The following is an 18,094-nucleotide window of genomic DNA, read 5'->3' on the forward strand; positions in this document are numbered from 1 at the left end:
CGACGGTCAATCGGCGACGGTGATCTCGACGCGATCGGGGTAGAAGGCGACGTGGTCCTTGATGTCGGCGACGGCGCCGTAGGGCTCGGTGTAGACCCAGACGGTGTCGGACTGCGTGGTCCCGAGGACGGACAGGTCGTAATACGACGCGTCGCCCTTGTACGGGCAGTGGGTCGTGGTGTCCGAGGACTGCAGCGAGGCGGGGTCGACGTCGCCGATCGGGATGTACTGAACCGCGGGATACGACGACTCCTGCAGCGTCAACGCAGCATCGGTCTCGGCGACCGTGACACCGTCGACCGACACCGTCACACGGTGTCCGGTGGGGGTCACGGTGATGGGGTGATCAGGTCCCGGGGTGAGCTCTGTGCGTGCCATGACTCGACCATAGGCTTTCTAGATGTGGTCGGTGGCGTCGAAGACCCACGAGACGTCCGCCCCTGCGAAATCGTCCATCCAGGACGCCGGCGCGCTGCCGAGGATGGCGTTGAAGTCCCAGTAGTCCTTCCACAGCGTCACCTTCCCGTCGACGACCCGGTGCACCGACACGAACGGCAACTCCGCGGTCTCGCCGGTGGTCCACGCCCATGACTCGGAATGCTCGAACATCACGTCGGAACCGTTGCCCACCAGCAGACCAGGGTGGTTCTCGTACTTCGCCAACGCCTCGAGTCCAACCTTGAGGCGCTTGACGATGTCGTCGGGTCCCCGGGCGGCCAGGGTGGGTCCGACAGGCATGTCGATGTAGATGCAGTCGTCCGCCAGGAAGGTCTTCACGGCGTCCCAATCCCGTTGCGACAGTGCGTCCCACAGGCCAAGGACCGTGTCGTCAACCGACATTGCTCACCGATTTCGTCGAGGTGGATGCCGCCGGCGCGGCGTCGGCGCGCAGGAAGCGGCCTGTCCGACGGTGGCCGAGGACATCGGTCGGCTCGCCGTCGACGAACACCGGTTCGCCGCCCACGAACACGGCCTCGACGGTGGGGTCGTTGCGGTTGACCATGCGCGACAGGTCGCCGTACTGCGCGACCACCTCCTCGTGATAGCCGTCCAGCGACTCGTCGAGCCGCTCCGGATCGAGGATGAACAGATCCGCGCGGTCGCCGACCCGCAGGTGGCCTGCGTCGATCCGGTACCAGTCGGCGAGTTCCCCGCTGAGTCGGTGTACCGCCTGCTCCATCGACAGGAACGGGGTGCCGGCGAGTTCGGCGTCACGCACATGCCGCAGCAACCGCAGCCCGAAGTTGTAGAACGCCATGTTGCGCAGGTGCGCCCCGGCGTCGGAGAACCCCATCTGGATGCCCGGCTCGGCGGCCATCTTCTTGAGCAGGTCGGGACGGTGGTTGGAGATCGTGGTGCGCCACCGCAACGCCTTCCCGTGTTCGAGGGCGAGGTCGAGGAACGCGTCGACGGGATGGACTCCACCACGATCGACACCGACCTGCCCGAACGACTTGCCGATGACCGCGGGGTCCGGGCACGCGACGATCTCGGCGTCGAAGAAGTCGCGATGCCACACGCGTGTCCCGAACCTGCTCTCGTAGTCCTTCCGGAACCGGCGTCGGTAGCCCTCGTCGCGGAGCAACTCGTTGCGTGCCATCTCGTCGCTGAGGTGCAATGCGGCGGCGCCCGAACCGAATTCCTCGAAGATCACGAGGTCGATGCCGTCGGCGTAGACCTCGAACGGGACCGGCAGATGCTGCCAGCGGAAGTTGCCACCGAGCCGGTTGATGAGTCGGGCGAGCGGCCCGATGATCCGGATCGCCTGCGGGTTGGCCTTGATGTCGGCGGCGGAGAGCAGGCTGGTCTTGAGTGGACGCCGACCGATCCCCAACGACTGCGCCAGCTGGGAGGCGACGTTCAGCGGGTTCTTCAGGTCCGGTCCCGACTGCAGGACGCGATCGCGGTTGCGGAGCAACGACTTCAGGCGACGCAGCTCGCGCGGCCCGGCGTAGGTCGAGGGCAGGGTGCGGGACCGGCAGATGTCGCCGTCGAGCTTGTCGAACAACAACTGCTGCGACGACATGCCGACGAATCCGGCGTCGAGTGCCTCGGTGAGCCAGCGTTCCATCTGGGTCTGCTCGTGGGCGTCGGGTCGCTGACCCTTGCGGGTCGCGCGGTCGAGGCCCATCGTCGCGGCGCGCATGTCCGAGTGGCCGATGAAGGCCGCGACGTTCGGTCCGAGCGGGCGGTCCTCGAGCGCGGTGATGTAGTCCTCGCAGTTCGACCAGGTCTTGTGCCGATCGATCGCGTCGATGACGTGTTCACGCGGGATCGCCTCGACCCGACCGAACAGATCGCCCGCGTCGGTCCCGTCGACGTGGATCGTCGACAACGAACACGACCCCACCATGATCGTGGTGACCCCGTGGCGCAACGATTCCGACAGCGACGGTCCGGCGAGTATCTCCACGTCGTAGTGGGTGTGGATGTCGACCATCCCGGGCAGCACCCACTTGCCCGCGGCGTCGATCACGCGGTCGCACCCCGAGTTGTCGAGGGGGCCGGTGCTCACCGACGCGATCCGGCCGTCGCGGATCCCAATGTCCCGGATGCCCGAGGGACCACCGGTTCCGTCGAACCACCGGCCGTTGCGAATGATCGTGTCGTAGGTCACACCAGTCATGGAACCGCCGATCCGCACCGGTGTCAAGAATGCTGTCTGGACAGGTGTCCACAAACGGTCGTGCCCCGGACCGCCCAGGGTGGCGATCCGGGGCACGCGTCCCCGCGGTTGCGTCAGTTGTCGTGCAGGATGACGCCGCGGATGTTCTTGCCGTCGCGGAGGTCCTGGTATCCCTCGTTGACCTGCTCGAGCGTGTAGGTCGTGGTCACCAACTCGTCGAGCTTGAGCTGACCGGCGTCGTACAGACGAAGCAGCCGGACGATGTCGTACTGCGGGTTGGCCGACCCGAACAGGCTGCCCTTGATGGTCTTCTCGTTCAGCGTGATGTCGATGCCCGGCCAGTGGATCGTGAAGGCCTCGGGGCTCGACAGTCCGGTCAGGATGACCGTGCCGCCCTTGCCGACGGCCCCGATCGCCGACGACACGACCGCCTCGTCGACGGTGCCGACGGTCACGATGGCGCAGTCGGCGCCCTGCCCCCAGGTGAGCTCGGTGATCTTCTCCTGCGCCTCGGCGGCGTCGGCGAATCCATGGGTGGCGCCGAACTTCAGTGCGGCGTCACGCTTCATCGACACGGGATCCACCACGACGACGTACTTGGCGCCCGCGTGGATGGCGCCCTGCACCGAGTTGATGCCGATACCGCCGATGCCGTAGATGACGACGGTGTCGCCGGCGCGCACGTTGCCCGCGTACACCGCCGAACCCCAACCGGTGGGGACGCCGCACCCCACGAGGACCGCCTTGTCCAGGGGGAGCCACTCGTCGACCTTGACCACCGAGTACTGCGAGATGACCGCCCGCTCGGAGAAGGTGCCAAGCATGCACATGCCGCCGAAGTCGTTGCCGCCGCCGTGGAACCGGTAGGTCCCGTCGGGCATGCAGCCGTCGAGGATCGTCGCGCCGACGTCGCACAGCGACTGGCGACCGGTCGAGCAGTAGCGGCACGTGCCGCAGTTGGGGATGAAGCTGCAGACGACGTGATCGCCCGGCTTCACCTTGGTGACACCGACGCCGACCTCCTCGATGATCCCCGCGCCCTCATGTCCGCCGACCATCGGGAAACGCGGCGGCAGATCGCCGTCGGTGAGGTGCAGATCCGAATGGCACAGACCCGACGCGACGTACTTGATCAACACCTCGCCTGGTCCGGGCGCATCGAGGTCGAGTTCCATGATCTCGAACGGCTTGTGCACGTCCATCAGAACTGCTGCCTTGGTCTTCATCGGTGAAGTCCTCCTTGGTCGGTGCGACCGCATACGGGCCGTACCTCCACTGTGACGGCGATCACCGATGAGGGGTGTTCAGATTCTGGACGTTCTCGTCTCAGCCGGGGATGTGGAGCTCCCGCATGCGCTTGTAGAGGGTGGTCCGGCTGATGCCGAGGTGATCGGCGGTGGCCCGCTTGTTGCCTCCGTGGCGGCGCAGCTCGTTGCTGATGGCGTCGTGCAACGCGGTGTCGAGCGGATTGCGGGTGCAGTCCGTCGGTGTCGCCCGTCCCGGCCGGAGCAGGTCGGTGTCGGTGATCGCCCCCGCCGAGCGGCGAGTGACGACATCGCTGATCTCGTCGGCGAGGTCGGCGAGGTTGCCGGGCCAGTCGTGGTGCACGAGCGCGGTGATCGCGGCGGGAGAGAAGTGCAGGTCCAGACCGTGTCGGGCGAGCATCGAGCGTGCGATCGACGGGATCTCGTGGCGACGCAACCGCAGCGGGACCAACTCGGTGCGATCGCGACAGCCGGACACGAGTCGCCGGTGCTCGGGGCCGGCGGCGTCGACGGGGTTCGACGAGAGCCCGACCCGTGCCGTCGCGGAGGCGATCGCCTCGCGCAATGCGCACGCCTGCAGATCGGGGAGAAGGTGCACGTTCTCGACGAGTACGACCGCGTCTCCGTCACGCAGCCGTGTCGACACCCGGGTCATCCAGGCGTGTGCGTCGTCCACGGCGAGCTCGGCGGCGTCGAACCGGTCGGTGTCGGCGTCGAACCGAGCGGCCCACTCCGACAGTGCGGTGGACCGTCCCGTGCCGGGCTCGCCGATCACGGCCGCCGTCCGCGCGGTGGGTGGACGGTTCGCGGTGTCGATGACCGTCGGGGCGTCCAGCGGATCGATCTCCAGCACGACCCCTGCTCCGGCCGGCGGCCGCTCCCAGCGGATGCGCACCGCGCGTCCGGCGCGCAACGTCATCGATTCGATGACGCCGGCGCGGAGGGACGACCCCTCGATCTGCGCTCGCAACGCGGCGTGGTCGTCGGAGCCTACGAGCGCCGAGGCGCTGGAGTTCTCGAGCAGGATCTCGTCGGCCAACGCGATCACCGGCGCGCCTCGACGCGACGCGTTGCTGCGTTGGAACGCGGCGAACAGCAACTGCTCACTCGAGCGGGTCTCCTCGAGCAGCCGGCTCTGGATGTCGGAGGCCGACTGCGCGAGCAGTGGCCGCAGCAGCGGGTTGTCCTCGTCGACGAGATAGGTGATGTCGAGGACGCCCTCGATACGTCGGGTGACCGGATGGATCAACGGGTGGCCGTGACAGCTGAACCCCTTCATCGCCTCGATGTAGTGCTCGTCGCCGCGGACGGACACGGGGACGCGCAGTTCGTGGACCGTCGCGATCGAGTTGGTCCCGGAGGTCTGCTCGCTGAAGGGCCGTCCCAGGACCGTGCCGGTGGCGGTGACCGCGTCGCGTACCTGGTGTGAGCCGAACCGCAGGTCGACCAGGCGTGCGTCGCGGTCGGAGAGCAGGACGCAGTAGCGGGTCCGCGCGAGCATCGACTCCATGCGGTCGAGGACGGGCTCGGCGGCGGCCAGGAGACGACTGCGGCGGTCCACGTCGGACACCGAGAACCGCTCGAGCGAGTCGTCCGGGCGCAGTCCGCTGCTCCGCGACCGCTCCCAGGATCGGGCGATCTCGTCGCGCAACGCGGGTGAGTCGCCCGGGCTCGGTGTCGCGACAACTGTGTCGTGGGCCACACATTTGTTCTACACCTCATTCGGACATCCGCGCCCGGGTACGAGTCCTCGCTCAACTCACGAATCCGCGTCGGGCATGACGCGGGTTCTTGGGTTCGGCGCGGGTTCAGACGGCAAGGAGTCGCAACCTGAGGAGCCAATCGCGGATCAGGGGCACGACGCGACCACGCTCCAGGTCGTTCCAGGTCCAGCGGATGACCATGATCCCGGCTCGCCGCAACGCGTCCTCGCGTTCCTTCTCGCGACGCATCGCGTCGAACGGTGTCTCTCCGGGCCGTAGATGCTTCTGGTACCTGACCATCCCGTCGAATTCGCCGACGAGGAGTCCCGCCCAGTCGAAATCGGTTCGTGCGACCAGTTCACCTGTCGCCGAGTGAAATTCGTGTTGTAGACGCGCCGGCGGCAGACCGGCGTCGATCATCTGCGCTCGGCTCCAGGATTCACCGGGGTTCTCGGCGTTGCCGTCGGCGTGGTGCAACGCACGCCGGGCCTGGCCGACGCCGCGGCGCGGGATCAGCAGCATCGCCGCCATCACGCTCCGATCGGCGCCCATTCGCAACGCTGAGTCCAGAACGGCGAGGGCCCCCGCAAAACCGATGCTGCGGTCGGAGCATCTCGAGTCGGTGCAGCGTCGCCGCGCTCTGATGACTCACCACGACCGAACCGTCCGGTGACCCGGTGGCGATGCCCATCAGGCGGTGGGTCTGCTCGGGTGTCCGTTCCGTGCGGCGGGTGAAGACGCCGCGCGTGACGCGGACGAGTTCGCCCGCGGCCACGGCCCTGGCGAGCTGTGCGTCGGTGTACCCGCATCGGACTGCGTTGCTGCGGTGAACGAGGCCGTGACGATCGGTGGGGAAGGAATTCACTGCACTCGGACGCAGCGGGAGCCGATTCGGTGCCATGGGTGCGTGAATCCGCGCCAAGCAGCCAAATCCGCGCCGGGCACGACGCGGGTTCGTGAGTTCGACGCGGAGACGCGGCCTGGCGGTCGCTAGGCGGAGGAGGCGGCGTCCGAGCGTCGACCGACCAGGGCGGGCAGATCGGCCACGACCGCATCCGGTGACGGCATGGCCTCGATCTCGTCGACCATGACCGCGCAGGCGCGGGTGATCAGCGCGGCCGGGTCGAGTAGTTCTTCGACCGCCGAGCGGATGCCGAGTGGCGTGGTCTGGGCACCGATTAACTGTCGACCGAGACCGCCGGAGACGACGGCGTCGGCGTTGCGGAACTGGTCGGCACCCTGGGGGAGGACGAGTTGCGGCAGGCCGGCGGCCAGGGCGGCCAGGGTCGTGCCCGCGCCGCCGTGGTGGACGATCGCCGAGGCGTGGGGGAGTACGGCCGCCTGCGGGACCCAGTCGGCGACGTGCACCGCGTCGGGGACGACGCCCAACGCCTCGCGCGACACCGACGGCCCGAGCGCCAACAACACCCGCACACCCAACGACGCGATCGAGGTGACCGCGGCGGCGAGGATCGCGGCGTCGCCGAACTCGGTACCGAGTGTCACGTAGACGAGGGGACGCAGATCGGAGTCGTCGGTGACGACGGCAGGGAGCGGACCGTCGGGGGCGAAGGCGGTCGGGCGCAGTGGGATGCGGCCGACCCGGCGCACCACGGCCGGGTCCTGGATCGACGCCGGGAAGATGTCGAGCAAAGGTGCGTCGGCGACGTCGCGGTCGAACCCGAAGCCGCGCCCGATGCCGTGGACGACGACCGGGATCCCGGCCGCGGCCGCCGCATCGACCGCGCCGAAGTTGCCCGCCTCGGCGATCACCGCGTCCGGGCGCACCCGATCGAGGATCGGCGCGAGGTCGGTCGCGAACGACCGGGGGATGATCTCGCCGAACGCCCGGTCGACCAGGTCCCGGTGTCCCTCGGTGTTCGCCTTGAGTTCTGCGGTGGACGACACCGACCCGCTGCTCGCGACCACCTGCTCGAAGGCGTCGGCGATCGACGTGCCCGCCGTCTCGGTCGCGAAGCCGAGCTCATCCAGCACGCGGTGCATGGTGCCGCCGGTCGCCCAGTGGACGCGGTGACCTGCCCGCTGGGCGGCGCGCGCCAGCGGGATCAGCGGAAACGTGTGGCCGTAGGCCGCGAGCGAGGAGAAGAGGAGGTCCACGAGGACGACTTTAGTGGCACTAACTAGTCGATGCGCAGGACCGCCGGACGGCGGGGAATCGATGACCTCTACATGGCGCTCATCTGAACACCGGCCGATGCCTCGTGGGATTTTTGACCTCACCTGGCGCTGTCGGTACAGTTGACCGCTGGTGCCTGGCAACTGCCGGGCGAGTTCGTATGCCCACAATCGCCGTCGGGATCCCTGACTGCGAGCGTATGCGACGAGCTGAGGTGCCAACCCACTCGCGAGCGTGTCCGACACGCCCGGTTGTGGGGGAGCAAAACAACGACTGATCAGCGCTTTCGGGCCTGATGGGGCGATCTGTGGAGACCTCGGATCTCATCGATCCGAATGTCTGTCCGGAGCACCAACCACAGAGACACATCACGAACGCCAACACAGAGGATTGACTTTCAGTGCCAACTATCAACCAGCTGGTCCGCAAGGGCCGCCACGACAAGCCTGCCAAGCAGAAGACGGCAGCGCTCAAGGGCAGCCCTCAGCGCCGCGGTGTGTGCACTCGCGTGTACACGACAACCCCCAAGAAGCCGAACTCCGCTCTGCGTAAGGTCGCCCGCGTGCGCCTCACCAGCTCGGTCGAGGTGACCGCCTACATCCCCGGTGAAGGCCACAACCTGCAGGAGCACTCGATGGTGCTCGTCCGCGGTGGTCGTGTGAAGGACCTCCCGGGTGTGCGTTACAAGGTCATCCGCGGCTCGCTCGACACCCAGGGCGTCAAGGCCCGCAAGCAGGGACGCAGCAAGTACGGCGCGAAGAAGGAGAAGGGCTGATGCCACGTAAAGGACCCGCCCCGAAGCGCCCCCTCGTCAACGACCCGGTCTACAGCTCGCCGCTGGTCACCCAGCTGGTGAACAAGATCCTCCTCGACGGCAAGAAGTCGACCGCCGAGCGCATCGTCTACCAGGCGCTCGAGCAGGCTCGCGAGAAGACCGGTACCGATCCGGTCATCACGCTCAAGCGCGCGCTCGACAACGTCAAGCCCGCCCTCGAGGTCAAGAGCCGCCGCGTCGGTGGTGCCACCTACCAGGTGCCCATCGAGGTCAAGCCCAACCGCGCCAACACCCTCGCCCTCCGCTGGCTGGTCACGTTCAGCCGGCAGCGTCGCGAGAAGACGATGGTCGAGCGGTTGGCCAACGAACTGCTCGACGCCAGCAACGGTCTCGGTGCCGCAGTCAAGCGCCGTGAGGACACCCACAAGATGGCTGAGGCCAACCGGGCGTTCGCGCACTACCGCTGGTGACAGCTGCGGTCAGACGGTGATCCACCCGGGTCACCGTCGGACCGTCCACCAATCCCAAGATCTCTACGCGAAAAAGCGAGGCAGATAAGTGGCACAGGACGTGCTGACCGACCTCAACAAGGTCCGCAACATCGGCATCATGGCCCACATCGATGCCGGCAAGACCACCACCACCGAGCGCATCCTCTTCTACACCGGTATCTCGTACAAGATCGGTGAGGTCCATGACGGCGCAGCCACCATGGACTGGATGGAGCAGGAGCAGGAGCGTGGCATCACGATCACCTCTGCTGCCACCACCTGCTTCTGGAACGACAACCAGATCAACATCATCGACACCCCCGGTCACGTCGACTTCACCGTCGAGGTCGAGCGGTCGCTGCGCGTGCTCGACGGCGCAGTCGCGGTGTTCGACGGCAAAGAGGGTGTCGAGCCGCAGTCGGAGCAGGTCTGGCGACAGGCCGACAAGTACGACGTGCCGCGTATCTGCTTCGTCAACAAGATGGACAAGCTCGGTGCGGACTTCTACTACACCGTGCAGACCATCAAGGACCGTCTCGGCGCCAAGCCGTTGGTCATCCAGCTGCCGATCGGCTCCGAGGGTGGCTTCGAGGGCATCGTCGACCTGGTCGAGATGAAGGCCAAGGTCTGGCGCGGCGAGACCAAGCTCGGTGAGTCCTACGAGACCATCGACATCCCCGAGGATCTGCTCGAGAGCGCTGAGCAGTACCGCGAGGAGCTCCTCGAGACCGTCGCCGAGTCCGACGAGGCTCTGCTGGAGAAGCACTTCGGCGGCGAGCCGCTGACGATCGACGAGATCAAGGCCGCCATCCGCAAGATGACGGTGAACTCCGAGATCTACCCGGTGCTGTGCGGTTCGGCGTTCAAGAACAAGGGCGTTCAGCCCATGCTCGACGCCGTCATCGACTACCTCCCCTCCCCGCTGGACGTCGAGTCGGTCACCGGCCACGCCGTCGGTGACGAGGAGAAGCTGATCGAGCGTCGGCCGTCCTCGGACGAGCCGTTCTCGGCGCTCGCGTTCAAGATCGCGACGCACCCCTTCTTCGGCAAGCTGACCTACGTCCGGGTGTACTCGGGCAAGGTCGACTCCGGTGCCCAGGTCATCAACTCGACCAAGGGCAAGAAGGAGCGTCTGGGCAAGCTGTTCCAGATGCACTCCAACAAGGAGAACGCGATCGCGACCGCATCCGCGGGTCACATCTACGCGGTCATCGGCCTCAAGGACACCACCACGGGTGACACCCTCTGCGATCCGCAGAACCAGGTGATCCTCGAGTCGATGACCTTCCCGGACCCGGTCATCCAGGTCTCGATCGAGCCCAAGACCAAGTCCGACCAGGAGAAGCTGGGCACCGCGATCCAGAAGCTCGCCGAAGAGGATCCGACCTTCTCGGTGAAGCTGGACGAGGACACCGGCCAGACCGTCATCGGCGGCATGGGCGAGCTCCACCTCGACATCCTGGTCGACCGCATGAAGCGCGAATTCAAGGTCGAGGCCAACGTCGGCAAGCCGCAGGTGGCCTACCGCGAGACGATTCGCAAGACCGTCGAGAAGCACGACTTCACCCACAAGAAGCAGACGGGTGGATCGGGCCAGTTCGCGAAGGTCGTCGTCAAGCTCGAGCCGCTGGTCGACGCCGAGGACGGCGCGACCTACGAGTTCGTCAACGCCGTCTCCGGTGGTCGTGTCCCGCGCGAGTACATCCCGTCGGTGGATGCCGGTGCGCAGGACGCCATGCAGTACGGAGTGCTCGCCGGTTACCCGTTGGTCAACCTGAAGTTCTCGCTTCTCGATGGCCAGTACCACGACGTCGACTCCTCGGAGATGGCGTTCAAGATCGCCGGTTCGCAGGCACTGAAGGAGGCCGCCCGCATGGCCGGCCCCGTCATCCTCGAACCGTTGATGGCCGTCGAGGTCATCACGCCCGAGGACTACATGGGCGATGTGATCGGTGACCTCAACTCACGCCGTGGCCAGATCCAGGCCATGGAGGAGCGCAGCGGTGCCCGTATCGTCAAGGCGCAGGTCCCGCTGTCGGAGATGTTCGGCTACATCGGAGACCTCCGGTCGAGGACTCAGGGCCGGGCGAACTACTCCATGGTGTTCGACTCGTACGCTGAGGTTCCGGCGAACGTGGCGAAGGAAATCATCGCGAAGGCGACGGGCGAGTAGTCGCGACGGGCGAGCAATCGCCACCGCGTCGTGACAACCGTCGCGACGCACACAGCAAGTACAAAACTTTTTGCCCCTGAGAAAGTCTCAGGCGCAACGACAGTCCAGGAGGACATCAAGTGGGTAAGGCGAAGTTCGAGCGGAACAAGCCGCACGTCAACATCGGCACCATCGGTCACGTCGACCACGGCAAGACCACGCTGACCGCGGCCATCACCAAGGTTCTGCACGACAAGTACCCGGACCTCAACGCCGCGTTCGCGTTCGACCAGATCGACAAGGCGCCGGAGGAGAAGGCTCGTGGTATCACGATCAACATCTCCCACGTCGAGTACCAGACCGAGAAGCGTCACTACGCGCACGTCGACGCCCCCGGTCACGCCGACTACATCAAGAACATGATCACCGGTGCGGCCCAGATGGACGGTGCGATTCTCGTCGTCGCCGCCACCGACGGCCCGATGCCCCAGACGCGTGAGCACGTGCTGCTCGCCCGCCAGGTCGGCGTGCCGTACATCCTCGTCGCGCTCAACAAGGCCGACATGGTCGACGACGAGGAGATCATCGAGCTCGTCGAGATGGAGGTCCGCGAACTGCTGGCCGCCCAGGACTTCGACGAGGATGCTCCGGTCGTCAAGGTGTCCGCGCTCAAGGCCCTCGAGGGTGACGAGAAGTGGGGCGAGGCCATCGCCGAGCTCATGCAGGCCGTCGACGACTCGGTGCCGGACCCGGTCCGCGAGACCGAGAAGCCCTTCCTCATGCCCGTCGAGGACGTCTTCACGATCACCGGTCGTGGCACCGTCGTCACCGGCCGTGTCGAGCGCGGTTCGGTCAACGTGAACGAGGATGTCGAGATCGTGGGCATCAAGGAGAAGTCGACCAAGTCGACCGTCACCGGTATCGAGATGTTCCACAAGCTGCTCGACTCGGCAGAGGCGGGCGACAACGCCGGCCTGCTGCTGCGTGGACTCAAGCGTGAGGACGTCGAGCGCGGCCAGGTCGTCATCAAGCCCGGCACCACGACCCCGCACACCGAGTTCGAGGGCCAGGCGTACATCCTGTCGAAGGACGAGGGCGGTCGCCACACCCCGTTCTTCAACAACTACCGTCCCCAGTTCTACTTCCGTACGACTGACGTGACGGGCGTCGTGACCCTGCCCGAGGGCACCGAAATGGTCATGCCCGGTGACAACACCGAGATGAGCGTCAAGCTGATCCAGCCGGTCGCCATGGACGAGGGCCTGCGCTTCGCGATCCGTGAGGGTGGCCGCACCGTCGGTGCCGGTCGCGTCACCAAGATCACCAAGTGACACCCTCCCGCGCGTAGCGCGGGAACGCACCACGAGAACGCCCGATCCCACCAGGGGTCGGGCGTTCTCGCGTCGGACGGGTCGGACAGGACCTCGGCCGGAGCAGGACAGGGGTGTCGCTGTCCGATCGGGCAGTTCTTCGCAGCGGAGCCGACAGTTCGGCGTCGGAACGTCCCAGCGCCCGGGTCACGGTCCTTAACGTCGGTCGAGTCAACCGCGTTACTCGCGGGCCCGTCGTGCAAAGGACAAGTCATGCAGGTCGACGACCTACTCAAGCCGTTCCCCATCAAAGAGTTCCATCCCTTCCCCCGCGCGATGATGGGTCCCGGGGCCCACGAGATGATCGGTCCCGAGGCCCTCAAGCTCGGGTTCAAGAAGACCCTGGTCATGACGTCAGGATTGCGCGGCACCGACACCGTGCACAACATCGTCGAGTCGATGCGGTACCACGGTCTCGAGGTGGTGGTCTACGACAAGGTCGAGTCCAACCCCAAGGACTACAACGTCATGGACGCGGTGTCGATGTACTCCGAGGCCAAGTGCGACAGCTTCGTCTCCATCGGCGGCGGCTCGAGCCACGACGCGTGCAAGGGCGCCCGCATCGCCGTCGCCCACGACGGCCGCAACGTCAACGAGTTCGAGGGCTTCAACAAGAGCGAGAACCCCAAGAACCCGCCGCACATCGCCGTGTCCACCACGGCCGGCACGGGTTCGGAGACGTCGTGGGCGTATGTCATCACCGACACCACCACCGACCCGGACAACCCGCACAAGTACGTCGCGTTCGACGACGCGAGCGTGACCACGCTGGCCATCGACGACCCGGTGCTCTACTACACGTGTCCCACCGACTACACCGCGCAATGCGGGTTCGACGTCCTCGCCCACGCCAGCGAGCCCTACGTCTCCCGTCTCAACTTCGAGCCGTCGAAGGGCAATGCCCTGCACGCCATCAAGATGACCGTGGACAACCTGCGCGCGGCCACCTGGAACGGTGAGGATCTGCCCGGTCGCGAGGGAATGATGTACGCGCAGTACATCGCCGCCCAGGCGTTCAACTCCGGCGGCCTCGGCATCATCCACTCGATCAGCCACGCGATCAGCGCCTTCTACGACACCCACCACGGCCTCAACAACGCTGTCGCGCTGCCCCGTGTGTGGGCGTTCAACATGACCGCCGACTACCGGAAGTTCGCCGACATCGCCGTCGCCATGGGCATCGACACCCACGGCATGTCCGATCAGCGGGCGTCGCACGCCGCGCTCGAGTCGGCCATCCAGCTGCTGCGCGACGTCGGCATCGTCGAGCGGTTCGTCGACGTCCACTCCAACAGCTACAGCAAGAATCGTCTCGGCACCGGGCCGACCAAGTACTACGAGAACGCCAAGGTGATCTCCGGTGACGACAAGGACGTCGCCCGCATCACCAACCACGTCCTCGGCGACGCCTGCACTCCGGGCAACCTCAAGGAGTGCACCTTCGACACGGTCTATCCGGTGGTCGAGCACTGCATGGTCGGCGACCTCGATGACCTGATCGGCTGACCCGTCTCCGACTCCGGCGCCCCGCCCGAGCAGGCGGGGCGCCGGCTCCATCCCCACGCACACACCACCGAGGAAGGCCGATTCGTGTCGCCTGACAACGTCACCCCCGTCGACGAGAAAACCGCTCACACAGACGATCTCGAGTCGGTGCACGACTTCGATTCCGTCGAGGACGTCACCGCACGGTTCGGTGAGACCGGCTACATCATCGACGAGCGTCTCGCGACCACGGTCTTCCTGCAGACCCGATTGGACAAGCCGGTGCTGCTCGAGGGGCCGGCCGGCGTCGGCAAGACGGAGCTGGCCAAGGCGCTCGCGCAGGTCACGGGGCGACGACTGCTGCGCCTGCAGTGCTACGAGGGCCAGGACGAGACCAAGGCGCTCTACGAATGGGATTACGGCAAGCAGCTGCTCTACACCCAGGTGCTCAAGGAGAAGATCGGTCAGCTCGTCGCCGACGCCGACACGCTCGGTGAGGCCGTGGACCGTATCTCGGCGCAGGAGAGCGTCTTCTTCTCCGAACGGTTCCTGGCTCCTCGACCGCTGCTCGAGGCCATCCGATCACCCGAACCGGTGGTGTTGCTGATCGACGAGGTGGACCGCGCCGACGAGGCCCTCGAGGCGGTGCTGCTCGAGCTGCTCGGCGAGAACCAGGTGTCGGTGCCCGAGATCGGGACGTTCGTCGCGAAGATCCGGCCCTACGTGGTGCTGACGTCGAACAACACCCGCGACCTGTCCGCGGCGCTGAAACGTCGCTGCCTGCACAGCTTCCTGGGGTATCCGACGGCCGAACGCGAACTCGAGATCGTCGTCTCGAAGGACACCGGACTCGCGCAGTCCCTCGCCGCGCAACTCGTCGATGTCGTCCGCGGCCTGCGCGATCTCGACCTGCGCAAGTCGCCGAGCATCTCCGAGACCGTCGACTGGGCCCGGACACTGGCCGTCCTCGGCGCCATCGAGCTGACCCCGAAACTGCTCAACGACACGGTCTCGGTCGTGGTGAAGTACGACAAGGACGTCACGAAGGCCACGGCGGTGATGGCCCGCCTCATCGATCCCAACGCCACCATCGACGAGCACAGCCATGAGCACGGGCACGATCATGGCCACGGACACAGCCACGGTCCGGGACACAGCCACACTCACGATGACGACGCGGACTCCGGACCGTCGGGCTCGGAGATCCGCGCGGCCAAGGACACCCCCGGTCGCCACAGCGACAACTACTACGGCGCCACGACCGGGCCCGATCCCGCCATGGCACCACCCGCTCCTGGCACGGAGGCATCGATTGCCGGAGGACGGAACTCGTCGTTCGCCCGAGGGTTCGGTTCGAAGAAGCCCGGGCCCACCACCAAGCGACGGGACTGACACCGTGGAGCAGAGCCTGCACCGGTTCGTCCGGTTGCTCCGTCTCCGCGGGCTGCGAATCTCCACCCCGGAGACGATCGACGCGATGAACGCGGCGGCCTTGCCGGGCATCCTGACCGCCCGTCCGATCCTGAAGGAGGCGTTGCGCAACGCGCTCGTCAAGGACATCGAGGGCGATGCGATCTTCGACGAGGTCTTCGATCTCTTCTTCGCACTGGTCCGGGTGCAGCCGGAGCAGGATGACCACGGCCACACCCACAGCCACGACGACCTGTCCGACGAGGGCACCCTCGAGCAGTTCACGCTGTCGGAGGAGCCGGGCCAACTGCCGCAGCAGGGGCACGAACACGGGGCACCGTCGGACATCCGCGAGTACTTCGACCCCGACGACCTCGCGACGCAGTACAACCTGCACCAGGAGGCCAACAAGATAGACCTGGCCTCGATGACCGACGAGATCGTGTTCTCCCAGGACGCGGTGTCGGTACTGGGCGAGGGCAATCGGGTCCAGATCGAGACCGACCACCTGCGCGGTGCGTCGGTCCCCGGTGACATCTCCACCTCGAGCGGGACACGCGTCGACGCCGACCTGTCCATTGCCGCGCAGGATGCGCTCTTCGGATGGCTCGACGACGTGGCCGACGACGCTCAGACCGATGTCACCGACGACGCCGCGGATCTGCGCAGGCGACTGGCCGGCGTGTTGGAGAACCTGCCAGCAGCGCTGAAGAAGCACCTCGAATCGCTGCTGGCACTGGACAACCGGATCATCGAGGGACACGAGGAGAAGGCCGTCGCCACCGTCGACCACGTCGGCGAGCACGAGCGGGCCGAACTCGAGGAGGTCCTGCGTCGACTCACCCAGAGCCTGCACGGTGCCCTGACCCATCGTCGAAAGGCCGGCGCGCGCGGTCGGGTCGACTCGTCCCGCACCATGCGGCACAACATGCGTTACGACGGGGTGCCGTTCCGACCGGTCACGGTGGCGCGCAGCGAGGACAAGCCCCGGCTCGTGCTGCTGGCCGACGTGAGTCTGTCGGTCCGCGCCACCGCCCGCTTCACCCTCCATCTGGTGCACGGTCTCCAAGACCTGGTGAGTCAGGTGCGCACGTTCGTGTTCGTCTCCGAGCTCGCCGAGGTGACCGACCTGTTCAGCGACCACTCGGTGGAGAAGGCCCTCGGTCTGGTGTTCGGGGGCGACGTCATCGACGTCGACGCGAACTCCGACCACGGCGCCGCATTCGGCCAGTTCCTGGAGGAGCACGGCAACGCCGTCAGCCGGCGGACGACGGTGCTGGTGCTGGCCGACGGACGCAGCAACGGGCTCGATCCGAACGTCGAGGCCTTCGCCGAGATCACCCGTCGTGCCCGCGAAACGATCTGGCTCACGCCCGAGCCGCGGTACTCGTGGGGCCTCGGGTCCTGCGATCTGCCGCAATACGCCGAATACTGTCAACGAGTTCGCGTCGTACGCGACCTCACCGGACTCACCAGCACGGCCGAGGCGCTGGCGGAAGAACAGGTAGGAAGATGACCACGACGACCTTTGCCGAGAAGGACGATCCCGCGGTTCCGTTGAGCCGCTTCACCCGCGACGAGATCCCGCGGCTGGCGATGATCGTCGGGTTCCTCGTGATGCTGCACCTGATCGGGTGGGGCCTGTTCGCCCACTACAACTCGATCCCGCGCATCCACGACCTGACCGGTTCGGACGGGACGCTGGTCTACGCCGGCGCCGGTCTGTTGGCCTACACGCTCGGGATGCGACATGCCTTCGACGCCGACCACATCGCCGCGATCGACGACACCACTCGTTTCCTGCTGCAGAAGGGTAGGCGACCCCTGGCCGTCGGGTTGTTCTTCTCCCTGGGCCACTCGACGGTGGTGCTGGTGTTCGTCGGCGCCATCGCGATCGTCGCCGCGAAGGCCACGGCCTTCCAGGAGGCGTTCTCCGGGCCGGGTGGGATCGTCGGCACCCTCGTCTCGGGCACGTTCCTCTACCTGATCGCCGGACTGAACATCATGGTGCTCTACGGCATCGTGAAGGTGTGGCGGCGAGCCAAGCGTGGTGAGTTCTCCGACGACTCCCTCGACGAACTGCTGGCCAAGCGTGGCCTGATGAACCGGCTGTTCCGCGGCCGCTACGACAAGCTGATCAACCACTCGTGGCAGATGTACCCGCTCGGACTGCTGTTCGGGTTGGGCTTCGACACCGCCACCCAGGTCGGACTGCTCGCGGTCGCAGGCACCACGGCCATCGCAGGGGGACTGCCGCCACTGGCGATCATCGCGCTGCCGGTGCTCTTCGCCGCGGGGATGACCACGATGGACACCATCGACGGGGTGTTCATGTCGAAGGCCTACGGGTGGGCGTTCGTCACCCCGGTCCGCAAGATCTACTACAACATCACCATGACCGGGCTGTCGGTGTTCCTGGCGTTCGTCATCGGCACCCTGCAGTTGCTGTCGTTGCTCGGCGACGAGCTCGGCCTCGCCGGCGGAATCTGGGACGTCATCGCGGCGATCAACCTCGAACGCGTCGGTCAGTTCGTGGTCGGGACGTTCTTCGTGGTGTGGATCGGGGCGCTGATCTACTACAGGGTCGCCAAGGTCGACGACCGCTTCGACGCCCTGGAGACCGGGGTGGTGAGCGCCCGGTCACCCTCGACTCCGTGACCCGTCACCTGCCCGAACGGGC

Annotated in this window: 15 protein-coding genes; 8 read left to right on the plus strand and 7 right to left on the minus strand. The window is 66.5% G+C overall.

All coding sequences use genetic code 11. From position 1 onward, the window contains the following. Positions 1–6: 6 nt before the first annotated feature. From IEV93_RS09925 to IEV93_RS09955, 7 genes are all read right to left on the minus strand, one after another. Positions 7–378 carry a DUF427 domain-containing protein gene (locus IEV93_RS09925; protein ID WP_188489231.1) on the minus strand — a complete coding sequence of 124 codons (372 nt, stop codon included), beginning with the start codon at positions 376–378 and terminating at the stop codon, positions 7–9. Positions 379–396: 18 nt separating this feature from the next. After that, positions 397–840, minus strand: coding sequence for a nuclear transport factor 2 family protein (locus tag IEV93_RS09930; protein WP_188489233.1), 444 nt, complete (start codon positions 838–840; stop codon positions 397–399). Beyond that, the gene (locus tag IEV93_RS09935) at positions 830–2,626 is read right to left on the minus strand and encodes an N-acyl-D-amino-acid deacylase family protein (RefSeq protein WP_188489235.1); all 1,797 of its coding nucleotides are present in this window, start codon (positions 2,624–2,626) and stop codon (positions 830–832) included. Before IEV93_RS09935 ends, IEV93_RS09930 begins: the two co-directional genes overlap by 11 nt. A gap of 113 nt (positions 2,627–2,739) precedes the next feature. After that, positions 2,740–3,852, minus strand: a complete 1,113-nt coding sequence (locus IEV93_RS09940) for an NDMA-dependent alcohol dehydrogenase (RefSeq protein ID WP_188489237.1) — start codon at positions 3,850–3,852, stop codon at positions 2,740–2,742. A gap of 100 nt (positions 3,853–3,952) precedes the next feature. Beyond that, on the minus strand, positions 3,953–5,593 hold the full coding sequence (locus tag IEV93_RS09945; protein ID WP_229705009.1) for a sigma-54-dependent Fis family transcriptional regulator: 1,641 nt from the start codon (positions 5,591–5,593) through the stop codon (positions 3,953–3,955). Positions 5,594–5,699: 106 nt separating this feature from the next. Next, complete coding sequence (locus IEV93_RS22660; protein WP_308691007.1) at positions 5,700–6,146, minus strand: hypothetical protein; 447 nt, start codon at positions 6,144–6,146, stop codon at positions 5,700–5,702. 438 nt (positions 6,147–6,584) lie between these two features. Beyond that, positions 6,585–7,712 carry a glycosyltransferase gene (locus IEV93_RS09955; RefSeq protein WP_188489239.1) on the minus strand — a complete coding sequence of 376 codons (1,128 nt, stop codon included), beginning with the start codon at positions 7,710–7,712 and terminating at the stop codon, positions 6,585–6,587. A gap of 419 nt (positions 7,713–8,131) precedes the next feature. Here IEV93_RS09955 and rpsL point away from each other — a divergent pair, with 419 nt between their 5' ends. The 8 genes from rpsL (at position 8,132) to nicT (ending at position 18,072) form a co-directional block, all read left to right on the plus strand. Then, positions 8,132–8,506 carry a 30S ribosomal protein S12 gene (rpsL, locus tag IEV93_RS09960; RefSeq protein ID WP_023956148.1) on the plus strand — a complete coding sequence of 125 codons (375 nt, stop codon included), beginning with the start codon at positions 8,132–8,134 and terminating at the stop codon, positions 8,504–8,506. Next, positions 8,506–8,976: a 30S ribosomal protein S7 gene (gene rpsG, locus IEV93_RS09965; protein ID WP_188489241.1), complete on the plus strand. Its 471-nt coding sequence runs from the start codon at positions 8,506–8,508 to the stop codon at positions 8,974–8,976. Before rpsL ends, rpsG begins: the two co-directional genes overlap by 1 nt. A gap of 88 nt (positions 8,977–9,064) precedes the next feature. Further along, the gene (fusA, locus tag IEV93_RS09970) at positions 9,065–11,170 is read left to right on the plus strand and encodes an elongation factor G (RefSeq protein ID WP_188489243.1); all 2,106 of its coding nucleotides are present in this window, start codon (positions 9,065–9,067) and stop codon (positions 11,168–11,170) included. 119 nt (positions 11,171–11,289) lie between these two features. Next, positions 11,290–12,480, plus strand: coding sequence for an elongation factor Tu (tuf, locus tag IEV93_RS09975; RefSeq protein WP_188489245.1), 1,191 nt, complete (start codon positions 11,290–11,292; stop codon positions 12,478–12,480). A gap of 252 nt (positions 12,481–12,732) precedes the next feature. Next, the gene (gene mdo / locus IEV93_RS09980; protein WP_188489247.1) at positions 12,733–14,025 is read left to right on the plus strand and encodes an NDMA-dependent methanol dehydrogenase; all 1,293 of its coding nucleotides are present in this window, start codon (positions 12,733–12,735) and stop codon (positions 14,023–14,025) included. 147 nt (positions 14,026–14,172) lie between these two features. After that, the gene (locus IEV93_RS09985; RefSeq protein WP_229705149.1) at positions 14,173–15,396 is read left to right on the plus strand and encodes an AAA family ATPase; all 1,224 of its coding nucleotides are present in this window, start codon (positions 14,173–14,175) and stop codon (positions 15,394–15,396) included. 4 nt (positions 15,397–15,400) lie between these two features. After that, positions 15,401–16,930 (plus strand): VWA domain-containing protein, encoded by a 1,530-nt coding sequence (locus tag IEV93_RS09990; protein WP_188489251.1) that lies wholly within the window; start codon positions 15,401–15,403, stop codon positions 16,928–16,930. Beyond that, positions 16,927–18,072 (plus strand): Nickel transporter NicT, encoded by a 1,146-nt coding sequence (gene nicT / locus IEV93_RS09995; RefSeq protein ID WP_188489253.1) that lies wholly within the window; start codon positions 16,927–16,929, stop codon positions 18,070–18,072. The genes IEV93_RS09990 and nicT overlap by 4 nt, the downstream gene beginning before the upstream one ends. Positions 18,073–18,094: the final 22 nt, after the last annotated feature.

It is taken from the genome of Williamsia phyllosphaerae, from assembly GCF_014635305.1.
In the GTDB taxonomy this organism is placed as follows: Bacteria; Actinomycetota; Actinomycetes; order Mycobacteriales; family Mycobacteriaceae; genus Williamsia_A; species Williamsia_A phyllosphaerae.